Genomic DNA, 16,311 nt, shown 5'->3' on the forward strand with positions numbered 1-16,311 from the left:
GAGTCATGACGACTGTGACTCCTGACGCGCCGCCGAGCGGGGCGCGGGCCGGCACCACGGGTGCCGGCCTCCTCCTGGCGCTCGTCTCCGCGTCGGCGTTCGGGCTGTCGGGGTCGTTCGCCCGGGGGCTGCTGGAGACCGGCTGGACCGCGGGTGCGGCGGTGACCGCCCGGATCGGGCTGGCCGCCCTCGTGCTGCTCGTGCCCGCGCTGCTCGCGATGCGGGGGCGCTGGGCCCTGCTGATCGGGCGGCCGCGGGCGCTCGGGACCGTCGCGCTGTACGGCGTCCTGGCGGTGGCCGGGGCGCAGCTGTGCTACTTCTACGCGGTCTCGTACCTGCAGGTCGGCGTGGCGCTGCTGCTGGAGTACACCGCACCCGTGGCGGTCGTGGTCTGGATGTGGCTGCGCCACGGGCAGCGGCCCGGTCCCGTCACGCTGGCCGGCGCCGCGCTCGCTGCGTTCGGCCTGGCGATGGTGCTCGGGGTGCTGAGCGGCGTCTCGCTCAACGTCGTGGGGGTGCTGTGGGGCCTCGGCGCGATGGTCGGGGCGTCCGCGTACTTCATCATCTCCGCCGACGGCGACAACGGCCTGCCGGGCGTGGTGCTCGCCGGAGGAGGGCTGACCGTCGGCGCCGTGGTCCTGGGGGCCGCCGGTCTGCTCGGCCTGCTGCCGATGGCCGCGAGCACCTCCGACGTCGTGTTCGGCGAGCTCGTCGTGGCCTGGTGGGTGCCCGTGCTGGGGCTCGGGCTCGTCTCAGCGGCGCTGGCCTACGTCACGGGCATCGCCGCGTCGCGGCGCCTCGGGTCGCGGCTGGCCTCGTTCGTCGCGCTGTCGGAGGTCGTCATGGCGCTGCTGTTCGCCTGGCTCCTGCTGGACGAGCTGCCCGGCCCCTGGCAGCTGCTCGGCGGCCTGCTGATCCTGGCCGGCGTCGTGGTGGTCAAGCTGGGGGAGGGGCGGGTGCGTGCGGTACGCCTCGGCGAGCCCGAGGCCGCCGAGACCGCCCAGGCGGGCGGGACCGCGTAGGACGGGCCCGGGGCTCTCGGCGGAGAGCCCCGGGAGCCCTCAGGCGTCCTTCGACTTCTCGGCCGTGGCGGTGTCCTCGTCCGCGAACCCGGCCACCACGTCGCGCAGGGCGCCGAGCTGCGCGGTGATCGCGTCGCGACGGCGGGCCAGGCGCTCGGCCTCCGCCTTGAGCGTGGCCACCTCGCGGGCCGCCTCGGCGTGTCCGGAGGCGTTGATCGACTCCGCCTGCGTGCGCGAGGAGGCGACGATCTGCTCCGCCTCGCGGCGCGCCCGCGACAGCAGGGCCTCGGCCTCGCGCTGGGCCTGCTCGCGCTGTGCGGACCCCTGCGAGATCGCCTCGCGGGCCCGCTCCTCGGCGGCGCTCGCGCGCTCCTCGGCCTCCGTCACGATCTGGTTGGTCTGGGCCATCGCGCTCGCGTGGTGGTCGGCCGCCTCGCGGGCGAGGCGCTCCTTCTCGACGGCGAGCGCCCGCCGGGCCTCCTGCACCTCCCGGTCGGCGCCGGCGCGCAGCTTCTCCGCCTCACGGGTCGCGCTGCTGCGCAGATCGTTCGCCTCCTGCTCGGCGGCCAGGCGCAGCTGGGCCGACTCGCGCTTCGCGGAGGCGACCAGGTCGGCGGCCTCCGAGCGCGCCAGGGTCCGCTCCTGCTCGGCGTCGGCGATGATGCGCGTGCGCTGGTCGTCGAGGTCGCGCAGCTGGACCGCCCGCATGTCCTCGGCCTCGCGGGCCGCGTCCGCACGGATGGCCCGGGCGTCGCGGTTGGCCTGCTCGAGGATCTCGGAGGCCTCCTGCTGGGCGGTGGTGCGGACCTCGGCCGCCTCCTCCTCGGCCAGGCGCAGCATCTCGCTGGCGCGCCCGCCCAGGCCGGCGTAGGTCGGGTTCTTCATCTCGGCCAGCTGCTTGCGCAGGCTGTCGAGCTCGGCCTCGAGCTGCTCCGCCCGCTGCTCCGAGGACTGCAGGGCGCCGGACAGTCCCGCCTTCTCGTCCACGATCTGCTGCAGGGCACGGTTGACCGCGGCCTGGTCGTAGCCGCCGCGGCGCACCACCGGCAGGGCCGGGACGACGCCACGCGCCGGGGCGCCCCCTGCGGGTCGCTGCTCCTGGTGCCGCGCGTCCTGCCGTGCGGCCCCCTGCTGCGGCAGTGCCGGGCGCGCCTGGGTCTCGGCGGGCACGGCGGGGAGGCTCTGGGTGGCCTGGTGGTCGGGGTTGCCGCTGCTGCTCGACTCGTCGTCGAAGATCGACAGTCCCTTGTCGCTCATGGTGGAGAACTCCTCTGGCCGCTGGCGGGTGACGCGGGAGGTCGCGCCCGTCGTCGCGCTGTCGCGCGTGGTCCCTAGTGTTGCGGATCCGGGGGGCGGATCACACCCCGGCGCGCTGCCTCACAGCAGATGATCAGCCACGGCCGGCGGGGGCCGCACCCCCGCCGGACGTGGCCGAGCGACCGGTCGTCCGTGCGCCGGCGGCTCAGACGCCGCGGAAGCGGTTGATGGCGTCGAGGTGCTGGTCGCGCAGGTCGTGGTCGAGGACTCCGAGGCCTTCCTCGGGCGCGAGGGCCAGGACGCCGACCTTGCCCTGGTGGGCGTTGTGGTGGACGTCGAGGGCGGCCTGGCCGACGTCCTCGAGCCCGTAGGTGCGCGAGAGGGTGGGGTGGATCTTGGCCTTCGCGACGAGGCGGTTGGCCTCCCACGACTCGCGGTAGTTGGCGAAGTGGGACGACACGATCCGCTTGAGGTTCATCCACAGGTAGCGGTTGTCGTACTCGTGCATGAACCCGGTGGTCGAGGCGCAGGTGGTGATCGTGCCGCCCTTGCGGGTGACGTAGACGCTCGCGCCGAAGGTCTCACGTCCGGGGTGCTCGAAGACGATGTCGATGTCCTCCCCGCCGGTCAGCTCGCGGATCTTCTTGCCCAGGCGCTGCCACTCCTTCGGGTTCTGCTTCGTGCCGGACTCGTCCCAGAACTTCCAGTCCTCCTCGGCGCGGTTGATGATCAGCTCCGCGCCCATGGAGCGGCAGATGTTCGCCTTCTCCTCGTTCGAGACCACACAGATCGGGGTCGCGCCACCGTTGAGGGCGTACTGGGTCGCGAAGCCGCCCAGGCCACCGGAGGCACCCCAGATCAGCACGTTGTCGCCCTGCTTCATGTTGCCGCCGTTCTTCGAGACCAGCTGGCGGTACGCGGTGCAGTTCACCAGCCCCGGGGAGGCGGCCTCCTCCCAGGTGAGGTGCTCGGGCTTGGGCATCAGCTGGTTGGCCTTGACCATCGCGATCTCGGCCAGCCCGCCGAAGTTGGTCTCGAAGCCCCAGATCCGCTGCTCGGGATCCATCATCGTGTCGTCGTGGCCGTCGGAGGCCTCCAGCTCGACCGAGAGGCAGTGCGCGACCACCCGGTCGCCCGGCTTCCACTTCGTCACCCCGGGACCGGTCGCCACGACCACGCCGGACAGGTCCGAACCCACGATGTGGTAGGGCAGGTCGTGCCGCTTCGTCAACGGCGAGAGGCGCCCGTAGCGCTCCAGGAACCCGAACGTGGAGACCGGCTCGAAGATCGAGGTCCACACCGTGTTGTAGTTGATCGCCGAGGCCATCACCGCCACGAACGCCTCACCCGGACCCAGCTCGGGCAACGCCACGTCCTCCACGTGCAACGACTTGCGCGGGTCCTTGTCCTTCGAGGGCACACCCTCGAACATCTCCACCTCGTCCTTGTGCACCGTCACCGCACGGAAGTGCTCCGGCAGGTCGAGGTTCGCGTAGTCACCGGTCTCGGCGTTGCCGGAGAGGATCGCATCGAGGATGTTCTGCACGTCGTGCACTCCTGAATCTTCGGGGGCAGGGCTGGCGGCAACGTACCGGCGAGTAACCGGTCGTGGGTCACAGAGTGGCGTGTGTCTCACTCTGGCCCGCGACGGGTTGCAGCGCCGTTGCAGGCCCGGGCCGTGGCCGGAGGCGTCGGCCGGCCCTCAGGCCGGGGTCGTCCGCGCCCGCTCCGCGATCTCCCCGAAGCCCGCGACGAGCTGCTCCTCGGCCGTCCCGAGGTACGCCGCCAGCCGGGTCGCCGCAGCCTCGCGCCGTCCGGCGCGCAGGTGGCCCGCGATGACGGCGTTCTCGTCGAGGTAGGGGGCGTGGAACGGCTCCGGGTCTCCCATCTGGTGGAAGAACAGGCGCATCTCCGCGAGCAGGAGCTCCATCTGGGCGACGAGGCGCTCGCTGCCGGCGAGCGCGACGACCGCGCGGTGGAAGTGCTGGTTGGCGCTGCCGACGCCGGTCCAGTCCCCGCGACCGCTGGCTGCGGTCCCCTCGCGCACCGCCGCGTCGAGCGCGTCGAGGTGCGCCGCGTCGACCGCCGGGCCGTGCAGCACCGCGGCCGGCTCGATGATGCGTCGCGCGGCGTACACGTCGCGCACGGCGGCGGTGTCGGGCGTGGCGACGAGGACGCCACGGTGCTCCACGCGTACCAGGATCCGCTCGGCCACGAGCTGGCTGAGGGCCTCGCGCAGCGTGTTGCGCGAGACGCCGAGCGCCTCGGCGAGGCGCACCTCGGGCAGTCGGGTGCCCGAGCGCAGGGTCCCCTCGGTCACCTGCTCGCGCAGGGCGTGGGCCGCGCGCTCGGCCGACGTGCTCATCACCGCGCGCCGCTGCAGCCGCGCTGCGCTCAGCGAGGCGAGGAGGGGGTCGAGCTCCGACGCGGCCACGGGTCCGGACTCTAGGTCATCACCGCGACGTCGCCCGGACGCCGGCCGGTCATCGCGCGAGGGACGGGGATTGTGGGATTGTTGAACAATCCGTAGGGTGACGCGGACCACCCCCTGACGAGGAGGACCCGCGATGGGTGAGACCCCGCCGCTCAAGGAGGCCGTGACCTCGGCCAGCCGCCGGTCCGCGCTGCTCGGCGCGATCTTCCTGATGGCCACGAGCGCCATCGGGCCCGGCTTCATCACGCAGACGGCCACGTTCACCGTGCAGCTCGGGGCCGCCTTCGCCTGCGCGATCGTGCTCTCGATCGTCGTGGACGTCGCGGTGCAGCTGAACGTGTGGCGCGTCATCGGCGTCGCGGGCCGCCGCGCCCACGAGCTCGCCGGCGAGGTCGCCCCGGGCGCCGGCTGGCTGCTCGCCGGCCTGGTCGTCATCGGCGGCTTCGTGTTCAACATCGGCAACGTCGCCGGCGCGGGCCTCGGCACGGACGCCCTGCTCGGGCTCGACCCGCGCTGGGGCGGGGCGGTCTCCGCCGTGGTCGCCGCCGGCATCTTCCTCAGCCACCGCGCGGGCATCGCCCTCGACCGCGTCGTCGTGCTGCTCGGCCTCGTGATGATCGTGGCCACCACCGCGATCGCGATCACCTCGAGCCCGCCGGTGGGGGAGTCGCTGCGCAACGTGGTGCTCCCGGAGCAGTTCGACTTCCTGGCGGTCACCACGATCATCGGCGGCACCGTGGGCGGCTACATCACGTACGCCGGCGCCCACCGCCTCCTCGACTCCGGCACGACCGGCCCCGAGGAGGTCGGCGCGATCAGCCGGAGCTCGGTGGTCGGGATCCTCGTCACCGGTGTCATGCGCGTCGTGCTCTTCCTCGCCATCCTCGGCGTGATCGCGGGCGGCAGCGTCCTCGACGAGTCGAACCCGGCGGGCAGCGCCTTCGAGGCCGCCGCCGGCGAGGCCGGGCTGCGCGTCTTCGGTCTGATCCTCTGGGCGGCCGCACTGACCTCGGTGATCGGCGCCGCCTACACCTCCATCTCGTTCGTGACGACGTCGTCGACCCCGGCGCGCACCCGGAACCTGCTGACCGTGGGGTTCATCGCAGCCACCACGGTCGTCTTCGTGGTCATCGAGCAGGCGCCCGTCACGCTGCTCGTCTTCGCCGGCGCGTTCAACGGCATGATCCTGCCGATCGGCTTCGGCCTGCTGCTGTGGATCGCGTGGCGTCGCCGCGACCTGCTGCACGGCTACCGCTACCCGCGCTGGCTGCTGCTGATCGGCGTGCTGGCGTGGCTGCTGACGCTGTACCTGGCGTACCGCTCCTTCATCCCGCTGACGGAGCTGTGAGGGAGGGTGACGCGATGACGACGATGGACCTCAACAGCGACGTCGGCGAGTCCTTCGGCCGCTGGGAGCTGGGCGACGACGCGGCGGTGCTCGCGCTGGTCACCAGCGCCAACGTGGCCTGCGGTTTCCACGCCGGCGACCCGAGCACCCTGCGCGAGACCTGCCGCACCGCCGTGGCGGGGGGCGTCGCGATCGGAGCGCAGGTCGGCTACCGCGACCTGGCGGGCTTCGGGCGCCGCTTCATCGACGTGGAGCCGCAGCACCTGGCCGACGACGTCCTCTACCAGATCGGGGCCCTCGACGCGCTGGCGCGGGCCGAGGGCGGCCGGGTGGCCTACGTGAAGCCGCACGGCGCGCTCTACAACACCGTCGTCCACCACGAGGAGCAGGCGCAGGCCGTCGTCGACGCCGTCCGCGCCCTCGACCCGACGCTGCCGGTCCTGGGGCTGCCGGGCTCGGTCCTGCTGCGCCGGGCGGAGGCGGCCGGCCTGCGCACCGTGCGCGAGGCGTTCGCCGACCGGGCGTACGCCCCCGACGGCACGCTCGTCCCGCGCCGCGAGCCCGGCGCCGTGCTGCACGACCCCGACCAGGTGGCGGCCCGCGTCGTGCGCCTCGCGACCGAGGGCGTCGTCGAGGCGGTCGACTCCTCGAGCGTGCGGGTGGAGGCCGACTCCGTGTGCGTCCACGGCGACTCGCCCGGCGCCGTCGCGATGGCCGGCGCGGTGCGCGCGGGCCTCGAGGCCGCCGGCGTGACGCTGCGGGCGTTCGTGTGAGCGGCGCCCGGCTGCTGCCGTACGGCGACCGCGCCGTGCTGGTGGAGGTCGCGGACGCCCCCGCGGTCGTCCGGCTCGTCGACGCCGTGACGGGCTCGGGGCTCCTCGGGGGCGAGGGGCCGGTCGCCGAGGTCGTGCCCGCCGCCCGCACCGCGCTGCTCGTGGCGCGCGACGGCGTGGCGCTCTCCGACCTGCGCGCTGCGGCCCGACGGATCGCGGACGCCCACGACGTCGACACCCCCGACGGTGCTCCCGGCTCCGCGGACCTCGGGGGCGACGACGCTCCCGGCGGCACGGTCGAGATCGCCGTCGTCTACGACGGCCCGGACCTGGCCGAGGTCGCCCGGCTCACGGGGCTCGCCGAGCGCGAGGTCGTCGCGGCGCACACGGGCCGGGCCTGGCGGGTGGCGTTCGGCGGCTTCGCGCCCGGCTTCGCCTACCTCGTGGGCGGCGACCCGCGGCTGCAGGTCCCGCGCCGCGCCGAGCCGCGCACCAGCGTACCGGCCGGGGCCGTCGGGCTGGCCGGCGAGTTCTCCGGCGTCTACCCCCGCAGCTCGCCGGGCGGCTGGCAGCTGGTCGGGCGCACCGAGCTGAGCCTGTGGGACCTCGATCGCGACCCGCCCGCCCTGCTGCGCCCGGGGGCGACGGTCCGCTTCGTGGAGGCGTCGTGAGCGCCGCTGCCCGGCGTCCGGCCCTGGTCGTGCGGCGGGTGGGCGGCCCGGCGTACGTCCAGGACGCCGGACGTCCCGGACAGGCCGGGATCGGCGTGGGCCGGTCCGGGGCGGCCGACCGCGGCGCGTACGCCCTGGGCAACCGGGTGGTCGGCAACCTGCCGGGCGCCGCGGCGCTCGAGGTGACGCTGGGCGGTCTCGAGCTCGAGGTGACCGGGCCGGACGGCGCCGTGGTGTGGCTGTGCCTCACCGGCGCCCCCGCGGACCTGAGCGTGGGAGGACGCGCGACCGGGCCGTACGCCCTCGCTGCCGCCCGCGTCGGCGAGCGCGTCACGGTCGGTGCGCCCCGGCGCGGGCTGCGCTCCTACCTGGCCGTCCGCGGGGGAGTCGACGTGCCCGCCGTGCTCGGCTCCCGCAGTCACGACGTGCTCGCCGGGGTCGGCCCGGCGCCGCTGGCCGACGGCGACGTCCTCCGCGTGGGCGAGGAGACCGGGTCGCAGCCCGTCGTCGACGGCGTGGCCCCCGCGGCTGCGCAGGGCGCTGCCGGCGACGACGTCGTCGAGCTGCGCGTGGTGCGCGGACCGCGCGACGACTGGGTCGCCGACGCCGAGGTGCTCGTCGCCGGGTCATGGCGCGCCTCGGCCCGCAGCGACCGGGTGGGGATGCGCCTGGAGCGCGGGGGAGCGGGCGGGCTGCTGGAGGCCGCCGACCCCGACGCGTCGCTGCCGAGCGAGGGCGCGGTGCGCGGAGCGCTGCAGGTGCCGCCGTCGGGGGAGCCGGTGCTGTTCCTGGCCGACCACCCGGTGACGGGCGGCTACCCCGTGGTCGGCGTCGTCGTCGACGCCGACGTGGACCGGGCGGCGCAGGTGCGGCCCGGCGAGGAGGTCAGGCTGCGGTGGGTCGCGCCGGGCGACTGAGGACCGGGCGAGCGAGGGCCGGCGAGCGAACGAGGAGGAGCGTGCGATGACGGAGATCGACAGGAGCGAGGTGGCGGGCCTGACGCCCGCGCAGGCGCGGGCGCGGTTCCGCGACGGGCTGGTCACGCCGACGGCGGGCTGGAGCCGGGGCTGGACGCAGGCGAACCTCGTCGTGCTGCCGCGGGAGGAGGCGTACGACTTCCTCGTCTTCGCGCAGCGCAACCCGCGGGCGTGCCCGGTGCTCGAGGTGTTCGAGCCGGGCGCCGTGTCCGGCGCGCTGCTCGACGGGGACGTGCGCACCGACCTGCCCGCCTACCGCGTCTTCCGCGACGGCGAGCTGGTCGAGGAGCCCACCGACGTGCGGTCGTGGTGGCGCGACGACCTCGTCAGCTTCCTCGTCGGCTGCTCGTTCACCTTCGAGGACGCGCTGCTGGTCGCCGGGATCGACGTGCGGCACCAGAGCGAGGGCGTGAACGTGCCGATGTACCGCACCAGCGTGCGGTGCCGGCCCGCGGGCGCGCTGTCCGGCCCGCTGGTCGTCTCGATGCGGCCGGTGCCGGCCGACCGCGTCGCCGACGCGGTGCGGGTGACCAGCCGCTACCCCGGCGTGCACGGCGCGCCCGTGCACGTCGGGGACCCGGGTGCGCTGGGGATCGAGGACCTGGACCGGCCCGACCACGGCGACGCCGTGACCGTCCGGCCCGGCGAGGTGCCCGTGTTCTGGGCGTGCGGCGTCACGCCGCAGGCCGCCGTGGTCGAGTCGCGGCCGACGCTCGCGCTGACCCACGCACCGGGCCACATGCTCGTGACCGACGGCCGCGACACCGACCTGCTCCTGGCCTGACGACGGGCCGGCCGGACCCGACCGGACCGACCGGACCCGGGCCCGCCCGCTCCGCGTCAGTGGTGGGCGCCGGCCGCCGGCTCGACGAGCTCGACCAGGACGCCGCCGGCGTCCTTGGGGTGCACGAAGTTGATGCGGGAGTCCGACGTGCCGCGGCGGGGGGCGTCGTAGAGCAGGCGCACGCCGCGCTCGCGCAGGATGGCGGAGACCTGCTCGACGTCGACGACGCGGTAGGCCAGCTGCTGCAGGCCCGGGCCCGAGCGGTCGAGGAACTTGGCGATGGTCGACTCCGGGGTGAGCGGGGCCAGCAGCTGGATGAACGAGCCGGAGTCGCCGACGGCGACCATGGCCTCGCGCACGCCCTGCTCCTCGTTGGTCTCCTCGTGGGCGACCTTCATCCCGAAGGTCGACGTGTAGAACGCGATCGCCTCGTCGAGGTCGGCCACGGCGATGCCGACGTGGTCGATGGCGGTGAACAGGTGCTCGGGGATCTCCAGCGCAGCAGACATGGGCCGCATGCTACGGGGGTGCTACGTCGGTCCTGCCACCCTGGTGAGAGCGACGTCACAGCCGGGGCCGGGCACCCGTCCCGCAGGATGTGACCCGTCGGTAGCCTTGACCACCGACGCCGCGCGCGGCACGTTCACTCACGCAGCGAACTCGAACCCTGGAGGCATCCCCATGACCACTCCCGCCCCGTCCGCCCGGACGTCCGTGATCGTCGCCGGCGCCCGGACGCCCATCGGCCGCCTCCTCGGCGGCCTGAAGACCCTCTCGGGCGCCGACCTCGGCGGCGTCGCGATCGAGGGCGCGCTCGCGAAGGCCGGCGTGTCCGGCGAGCAGGTCGAGTACGTGATCATGGGCCAGGTGATCGGAGCCGGGACCGGCCAGATCACGGCGCGCCAGGCCGCGGTCAAGGGCGGGATCCCGATGGACGTGCCCGCGGTGACGATCGACAAGGTGTGCCTCTCGGGCATCAACGCGATCGCGCTGGCCGACCAGCTGATCCGCGCCGGTGAGCACGACGTCGTCGTGGCCGGCGGCATGGAGTCGATGACCCAGGCGCCGCACCTGCTGCCGAAGTCGCGGGAGGGCTTCAAGTACGGCGACACCGGGCTCGTGGACTCGATGGCCTACGACGCGCTCTACGACCAGTTCACCCACCAGCCCATGGGAGGCCTGACCGAGACCCGCAACGTCGAGGCCGAGCAGCTCACGCGCGAGGAGCAGGACGCCTTCGCCGCCCGCAGCCACCAGCTCGCCGCGGCCGCGCAGAAGAACGGTCTCTTCGACGACGAGATCGTCCCGGTCTCCATCCCCCAGCGCAAGGGCGACCCGGTCGTCGTCTCCGTCGACGAGGGCGTGCGCGGCGACACCACGGTCGAGAGCCTGGCGAAGCTGCGCCCGGCGTTCAGCAAGGACGGCACGGTCACGGCCGGCTCCGCCTCGCAGATCTCCGACGGCGCCGCCGCGGTCGTGGTGATGAGCCGGGCCAAGGCCGAGGAGCTGGGTCTGTCCTGGATCGCGGAGATCGGTGCGTCGGGCCAGGTCGCGGGCCCGGACTCCACGCTGCAGGAGCAGCCGGCCAACGCCATCCTCAAGGCGGCGCAGAAGGAGGGCATCGAGGTCTCCGACATCGACCTGTTCGAGATGAACGAGGCCTTCGCCGCGGTCGGGATCGCCAGCGCCCGCAAGCTCGGCGTCTCCGAGGACAAGGTGAACGTCAACGGCGGCGCCATCGCCCTGGGCCACCCCGTCGGCATGTCGGGTGCGCGGATCGTGCTCCACCTCGCGCTGGAGCTCAAGCGCCGTGGCGGCGGCACGGGCGCGGCCGCCCTGTGCGGCGGCGGTGGTCAGGGCGACGCGCTGATCATCCGCGTCCCCGCCTGACCCGCCGGATCTCCGTGCCGAGCACCACCAGCACGAGCGGGGACCGACGCCGCACGGCGTCGGTCCCCGACCTCGTCGAGGCCGCGACCGGCGGTGACCTGCGCGCCGTCGGTCGCCTGGTCTCCCTGGTCGAGGACGGTGCGAGCCGTCCCGAGCTCGAGGGCCGGCTGCGCGAGGCGATGGCCCTGCTCGCGCCGCACGGCGGTCGCGCCCACGTCGTCGGGCTGACCGGGGCGCCCGGGGTGGGCAAGTCCACGTCCACCAACGCGCTGGTCGGAGCGCTGCGTGCCCAGGGCCACCGCGTCGGCGTCCTCGCGGTCGACCCGTCCTCGCCCTTCTCGGGGGGCGCCCTGCTGGGCGACCGGATCCGGATGGGCGACCACGCCACCGACGCGGGCGTCTTCATCCGCTCGATGGCCTCGCGCGGGCACCTCGGAGGCCTGTCGTTCAGCACCCCGCAGGCCGTGCGGGTCCTCGACGCCGCCGGCTACGACGTCGTGCTGGTCGAGACCGTCGGTGTGGGCCAGAGCGAGGTCGAGGTGGCGGGCCTCGCGGACACGACCGTCGTGCTGCTCGCGCCCGGCATGGGCGACGGCATCCAGGCCGCCAAGGCGGGCATCCTGGAGGTGGGCGACGTGTACGTCGTGAACAAGGCCGACCGGGACGGCGCCGACCGCGTGCGCAGGGACCTGCGCTCGATGCTCAACCTGGCCGACCGTCCCGCCGACGCGTGGCGCCAGCCCATCCTGCCGACCGTGGCCTCCACCGGCCAGGGCGTCGACGCCGTCGTCGAGCAGCTGCTCGAGCACCGTGCCTGGCTGGGGCGCACGGGCGCCCTCGAGCGCCGGCGCCGGCGCCGGGCGCGGGCGGAGATCGAGGCCGTCGCGACCACCCGCCTGCGGCGCACCTGGGCCGGGCTCACCGGCGCGGCGGAGCTCGACGGCCTGGCCGACGACGTGGCGCGGGGCGAGCGCGACCCCTACGCCGCCGCCGACGCGCTGCTCGCCGCGACGTAGCGCGGTCGGCGCGCCTGCGGGGGCCGCGGGCGTACGCCTGGTAGAAAATGGCCGGTCTGCGCCCGGGCGCAGGCGTCCACGAGCCTGGAAGGAGGAACCCATGAAGAAGCTGGTGCTCCTGGTGCTCGTCGTGTTCGTCGGGTTCTGGATGTTCACCGATCCCGGCGGGCTCGCCTCGACCGCGCGCGAGGGCGGCGGCGAGGGATGGGACATGGTCGTGTCGTTCTTCGAGGCGGTCATCCGCTTCATCGGCGAGCTGTTCTGAGCTCGGCGCTCCGACGGAGGCTGACGTGGGGCTGATCGCGGCGTTCACGGACCCCGACACGGGGCGCCACCTGCTGCGCGACGAGGGCGAGGACGTCGTCGACGAGGTCCGCCACCACTGGGTCGCGTTCATCGTGCCGGTCGCCCTCGTCGTGCTGGCGCTCGCGCTGCTCGTCGCCGTCCCGTTCGTGCCGCTCAGCGTCGGCTGGTTCCCCTTCCTGCTCTCGGGACTGGTGGGGCTCTTCGGCGTCTACCGCGTCCTGACGGTGCACATGGACCGCTTCGTGATCACCAACATGCGCGTCTACCGGGTCAACGGCGTGTTCTCGCAGCAGCTCGCGACCATGCCGCTGACCCGGATCCTGGACATCACCGTGAAGAAGCCGCTGATCGGGCGCGTGCTGGGCTACGGCCACTTCGTCTTCGAGTCCGCCGCCCAGGCGCAGGGCCTGCGTGACATCCGCTTCGTCGCCCGCCCGGACGAGCGCGACCTGGCGATCCAGCGCGTCGTCGCCCGCTCGGGCCTGCGCGGACGGATGTTCGACCAGCAGCAGCACCACCGGTGACCCCTCTCGCCACCGCGGGCGCCGATGGCGGAGACTGCTGACGTGCCCGTCCTGCGACCCCTCCTCGCCCTCGCCCTCCTCGCTGCCGGCGCCGTGACCGGCGTGACCGGTCCTGCGGGCCCCGCAGGAGCCCAGGAGGCGGCGGGCGGCGCACTCGGCCTCCCCACCGACGTCACGCGGGTCGCCGGCACCGACCCCGGCGCGCCGACCACGCTGCCGGCCGGGTGGAGCCGCACCGAGCTGCCCGGCTCGGCCGGCAGCCGCTACTTCTCCTACACCCGTGCGGTCGCGGGCAGCGGTGTCCTCGTCACGGCCGCCGGGCCGGGAGCCGACGCCACGTCGGCCGAGGCGTTCCGCATCGAGATCACCACGACCGACGGCACCACCTGCTCCAGCCAGAGCGCCTCGCGCAGCGAGGGCGACCTGGGCCTCGTGGTCGCCACCACGACCGCCGGCGACGTGGACCCGGAGACCGAGACGGAGACCGACGCGTCGTGCCGCGAGGCCGAGTCGCTGCGGATCACCCTGTCCCGCAGCTCGTCGGTCGAGACGGCCACGGACTCCGACGTCTGGTTCCGGGTCGTCGAGGAGGCCCCGGTCGACGACGTCTCCGATCTCCCGCCGGCCGAGGAGCGCGCCAGCGTCGGGCCCGTCGACGTCGGCGGGGAGGCCCAGGACGAGCAGGGCGGGACCGACGTGTCCACCGCCCCGCTGGTCGACACCGGCATCTGGCGCGGCACCGTGCCGGCCGACGGTCAGACCGCCTACCGCGTGCGGCTCGACTTCGGGCAGACGCTGTACGCGGAGGCCGTCTCGCCCGCGGTCGACGCCGAGCTCGCCGCGGACCTCGGGTACGACACCCGTCTCCGGGCCGAGGTGCTCTCGCCCCAGCTGTCCTCGGCCACGACGTCGAGCTCCGGGGACAACCTCGGGACCGACCCGGCGTCCGCGCGCGCGGCCGCCGGCCCGGTGCAGTACCTCAACCGCTACGAGGTCTCCCCGGCCCCGTCACGACCCGGTGAGTTCGTGGTCGTCGTGTCGCTCGACGCCGGCGAGGACGTCGACCTGGACGAGGTCCCCTACACCCTGCGTCTGCGGGTCGACGGGGACGCGGCCGCGGCCCCGGCGTACGCGTCGACCCCGCCGTTCGTGATCGCCGAGGGGGAGCGCGCCGACGGCATCGAGCTAGGTGTGCCCGGCGCCGAGGACGAGGCCGGTCGCTCGGTGGTGCGCACCGTCGCCGGCGCGGGTCTCGTCGCGGGCGGGCTGGCGGCGCTGCTCGCCGGCGTCGTGCTCCTGCGCCGTCAGACCAGCAGGTAGACCCCGGCCGCGACGGCCAGCACACCGAGCACCATCAGCAGGTACGCCACTAGCGCGCCGCTGCCGCTGCCCGAGCGGGCTCCCGGACCACGGTCCACGACCGTTCCCGAGCCGACGCGCGTCCGCTCCGGCAGGTCCACGCGGGTGGGGCCGGCGCCGGGCGCGCCGCCGGGCGCCACGGCGGTGGGGGCGTCGGGGCCCACGGGGCTCGTCCCACCACCCACGCCCTGGGGCGAGCCCGCGTCGCCCACCCGGTCGCCGACGACGATCGGCGCCCGGTCGACGGGCAGGTCCCGCAGCCGCAGCCGGGCCAGCGCGGCGCGGAGCTCGCCCGCGCTGCGGGGACGCTTCTCCGGGTCGTCCGAGGCCGCGAGCTGCAGCAGGCGTACCAGCTCGGCGGCGACGGGCTGCGGGGCCGGCAGGGGACCGGTGACCTCGTACGCGGTGCTGTCGCGGGGCGGGCGGGCGCCCGTGACCATCTCGAGCCCGACGCGGCCGACGGCGTACAGGTCCTGCTGGGGCGTCGGGTCGCCGCCGTGCCACTGCTCGGGGGCCATGTAGCCGGGCGAGCCGACCGCCATCGCGCCGTGGGTCAGCCGGGCGTCGTCGAGCGGCACCGCGATGCCGAAGTCGGTCAGGCGCAGGTGGGGGACGCCGTCGCCGGTGGGCTCGAGGAGCAGGTTCGCGGGCTTGACGTCGCGGTGCACCACCCCGGCGGCGTGGACGGCCTCGAGCGCGTCGAGGAGCTGGTCGAGCAGGACGCCGACCCACGGCAGGGGCAGCGCCCCGTTGTCCTTGACCAGGTCGGCGACCGAGCCGCCGCGCAGCAGCGGCATCGTGAAGAGCACGCGGTCGTCCATGCCGGCCCACGACTCGGGCGTGACCACGTGGGGGTGGGAGATGCGCACGGACTGCTCGCGCACGAAGCGCAGCAGCGAGGCGGCGTCGGACTGCCGCAGGATCTTCGCGGCCTTGATCCGGCGGTCGACGTGGTCGTGCACGGTCCACACGGACCCCATGCCACCCATGCCGATCGGCTCGAGCAGCTCGTAGCGACCCGCGAACACCTCACCCACGAGACGTCACCCTAGGGCACGGCGGCGCCGGGGCCGGCCGTGCGCGCTCAGCCGACGCGCAGGGTCTGGCCGGTGATCCCGGCGGCGCCGGCGCTGCCGAGGAACTGGACGACGTCGACGACCGCCGCCCGGGTGGCCTCGGCGAGGCTGCCCCGCACGCGCCGCGGACGGGCCATCAGGGTGCCCGAGGTGTGCGGGGCGCTCCGGCCGATCTGCACGTGGTACGCCGGCGCGGCGGGCCGCTCGGTCAGGCAGGCGTTGGCGCGCACGCCGTGCCGGCCGAGCGTCTCGGCGAGGTCGACGACCCCGGCGGTCATCGCCGCGTCGGTGACGGCCGTGGGCGTCGTGCCCACCGACCACCACCGCGACGCGGTCGGGGTCAGCACCACCGCGCCCCCGCCCTGCGCGGCGCTCGCGGAGAGCTGGTGACGCAGGCGGCGGGCGATCTGCACCGGCCCGACCAGGCCGAGGCGGCTGGCCTCGGCCAGGAACTCCCGGTCCGAGGCGGGCAGCTGGCTCGCGACCTCCGGCCCGCCGGCGACGACGAGCACGTCGACCCGGTCCACCCGGCCCGCGAAGTCGACGATCGACTCCTGGTGCTCGAGCGCGACCTGGCGGTAGTGGAAGCGCGAGAGGTCGGCGTCGTAGAAGCCCGTCAGGTGCTGGGCGCCGGTGACGACGACGTCGGCGCCGGCGTCGGCGAACGTGTGCGCGATGGCGAGCCCGGTGCCCTGCGTGCCGCCGATGACGGCGACGCGATGGCCCGAGTAGTCGTAGCGGGGGTAGTTCACTTCTGGAGTCCTTGGTGTCCCGAGATCAACGTTCAAGGCGCGCCCACTATGGCACGGTCCGTGGGGTCCCCGGCAGGTCCGCGACCGGACCGGGTGCCTCCCGTGCGGGCCTCACCGCCGAT

The 16,311-nt window shown here is 74.7% G+C and carries 17 protein-coding genes; 11 read left to right on the plus strand and 6 right to left on the minus strand.

All coding sequences use genetic code 11. The annotated features are described in order from the left end of the window. Nucleotides 1-5 precede the first annotated feature (5 nt). Nucleotides 6-1,022: an EamA family transporter gene (locus RDV89_RS18735; RefSeq protein ID WP_315735573.1), complete on the plus strand. Its 1,017-nt coding sequence runs from the start codon at nucleotides 6-8 to the stop codon at nucleotides 1,020-1,022. A 39-nt stretch (nucleotides 1,023-1,061) separates the two neighbouring features. Here RDV89_RS18735 and RDV89_RS18740 read toward each other — a convergent pair whose 3' ends face one another. The 3 genes from RDV89_RS18740 to RDV89_RS18750 form a co-directional block, all read right to left on the minus strand. Then, on the minus strand, nucleotides 1,062-2,279 hold the full coding sequence (locus RDV89_RS18740) for a coiled-coil domain-containing protein (protein WP_315735575.1): 1,218 nt from the start codon (nucleotides 2,277-2,279) through the stop codon (nucleotides 1,062-1,064). Between the two features lie 205 nt (nucleotides 2,280-2,484). Continuing rightward, complete coding sequence (gene ccrA / locus RDV89_RS18745; protein WP_315735805.1) at nucleotides 2,485-3,825, minus strand: crotonyl-CoA carboxylase/reductase; 1,341 nt, start codon at nucleotides 3,823-3,825, stop codon at nucleotides 2,485-2,487. 156 nt (nucleotides 3,826-3,981) lie between these two features. Then, nucleotides 3,982-4,713, minus strand: coding sequence for a GntR family transcriptional regulator (locus RDV89_RS18750; RefSeq protein ID WP_315735577.1), 732 nt, complete (start codon nucleotides 4,711-4,713; stop codon nucleotides 3,982-3,984). Nucleotides 4,714-4,846: 133 nt separating this feature from the next. On the opposite strand from RDV89_RS18750, the gene RDV89_RS18755 reads away from it, so the two are divergent. Genes RDV89_RS18755 through RDV89_RS18775 form a run of 5 tightly spaced genes read left to right on the plus strand, consistent with a single transcriptional unit; the run spans nucleotide 4,847 to nucleotide 9,266 of the window. Continuing rightward, nucleotides 4,847-6,061 (plus strand): NRAMP family divalent metal transporter, encoded by a 1,215-nt coding sequence (locus tag RDV89_RS18755; protein ID WP_315735579.1) that lies wholly within the window; start codon nucleotides 4,847-4,849, stop codon nucleotides 6,059-6,061. A gap of 14 nt (nucleotides 6,062-6,075) precedes the next feature. Continuing rightward, nucleotides 6,076-6,834, plus strand: coding sequence for a LamB/YcsF family protein (locus RDV89_RS18760; protein ID WP_315735581.1), 759 nt, complete (start codon nucleotides 6,076-6,078; stop codon nucleotides 6,832-6,834). Next, nucleotides 6,831-7,505 (plus strand): 5-oxoprolinase subunit PxpB, encoded by a 675-nt coding sequence (pxpB, locus tag RDV89_RS18765; RefSeq protein ID WP_315735583.1) that lies wholly within the window; start codon nucleotides 6,831-6,833, stop codon nucleotides 7,503-7,505. The genes RDV89_RS18760 and pxpB overlap by 4 nt, the downstream gene beginning before the upstream one ends. Continuing rightward, on the plus strand, nucleotides 7,502-8,422 hold the full coding sequence (locus tag RDV89_RS18770) for a 5-oxoprolinase subunit C family protein (protein ID WP_315735585.1): 921 nt from the start codon (nucleotides 7,502-7,504) through the stop codon (nucleotides 8,420-8,422). Before pxpB ends, RDV89_RS18770 begins: the two co-directional genes overlap by 4 nt. A 46-nt stretch (nucleotides 8,423-8,468) precedes the next feature. Then, on the plus strand, nucleotides 8,469-9,266 hold the full coding sequence (locus tag RDV89_RS18775; protein WP_315735587.1) for a putative hydro-lyase: 798 nt from the start codon (nucleotides 8,469-8,471) through the stop codon (nucleotides 9,264-9,266). Between the two features lie 56 nt (nucleotides 9,267-9,322). Here the strand turns inward: RDV89_RS18775 and mce are convergent, their stop codons facing one another. Beyond that, nucleotides 9,323-9,775 (minus strand): methylmalonyl-CoA epimerase, encoded by a 453-nt coding sequence (gene mce / locus RDV89_RS18780; protein ID WP_315735589.1) that lies wholly within the window; start codon nucleotides 9,773-9,775, stop codon nucleotides 9,323-9,325. 172 nt (nucleotides 9,776-9,947) lie between these two features. Between mce and RDV89_RS18785 the strand changes: the two genes are divergently transcribed. From RDV89_RS18785 to RDV89_RS18805, 5 genes are all read left to right on the plus strand, one after another. Then, nucleotides 9,948-11,156 (plus strand): acetyl-CoA C-acetyltransferase, encoded by a 1,209-nt coding sequence (locus tag RDV89_RS18785; RefSeq protein ID WP_315735591.1) that lies wholly within the window; start codon nucleotides 9,948-9,950, stop codon nucleotides 11,154-11,156. Nucleotides 11,157-11,170: 14 nt separating this feature from the next. Beyond that, nucleotides 11,171-12,172: a methylmalonyl Co-A mutase-associated GTPase MeaB gene (gene meaB / locus RDV89_RS18790; RefSeq protein WP_315735593.1), complete on the plus strand. Its 1,002-nt coding sequence runs from the start codon at nucleotides 11,171-11,173 to the stop codon at nucleotides 12,170-12,172. A gap of 100 nt (nucleotides 12,173-12,272) precedes the next feature. Continuing rightward, complete coding sequence (locus RDV89_RS18795; protein ID WP_315735595.1) at nucleotides 12,273-12,437, plus strand: hypothetical protein; 165 nt, start codon at nucleotides 12,273-12,275, stop codon at nucleotides 12,435-12,437. 25 nt (nucleotides 12,438-12,462) lie between these two features. Continuing rightward, nucleotides 12,463-13,002 (plus strand): PH domain-containing protein, encoded by a 540-nt coding sequence (locus tag RDV89_RS18800; RefSeq protein ID WP_315735597.1) that lies wholly within the window; start codon nucleotides 12,463-12,465, stop codon nucleotides 13,000-13,002. A 42-nt stretch (nucleotides 13,003-13,044) separates the two neighbouring features. After that, on the plus strand, nucleotides 13,045-14,322 hold the full coding sequence (locus RDV89_RS18805) for a hypothetical protein (protein ID WP_315735599.1): 1,278 nt from the start codon (nucleotides 13,045-13,047) through the stop codon (nucleotides 14,320-14,322). On the opposite strand, the gene RDV89_RS18810 is transcribed toward RDV89_RS18805, so the two are convergent. Together RDV89_RS18810 and RDV89_RS18815 are read right to left on the minus strand one after the other, a co-directional pair. Then, nucleotides 14,307-15,398, minus strand: coding sequence for a serine/threonine-protein kinase (locus tag RDV89_RS18810; protein ID WP_315735601.1), 1,092 nt, complete (start codon nucleotides 15,396-15,398; stop codon nucleotides 14,307-14,309). The genes RDV89_RS18805 and RDV89_RS18810 overlap by 16 nt on opposite strands. Before the next feature lie 47 nt (nucleotides 15,399-15,445). Continuing rightward, a complete protein-coding gene (locus RDV89_RS18815; RefSeq protein WP_315735609.1) occupies nucleotides 15,446-16,189 on the minus strand; it encodes an SDR family oxidoreductase in 744 nt (247 codons plus the stop codon). Nucleotides 16,190-16,311 lie beyond the last annotated feature (122 nt).

The organism is Nocardioides imazamoxiresistens (assembly GCF_032378595.1).
Classification (GTDB): domain Bacteria; phylum Actinomycetota; class Actinomycetes; order Propionibacteriales; family Nocardioidaceae; genus Nocardioides; species Nocardioides imazamoxiresistens.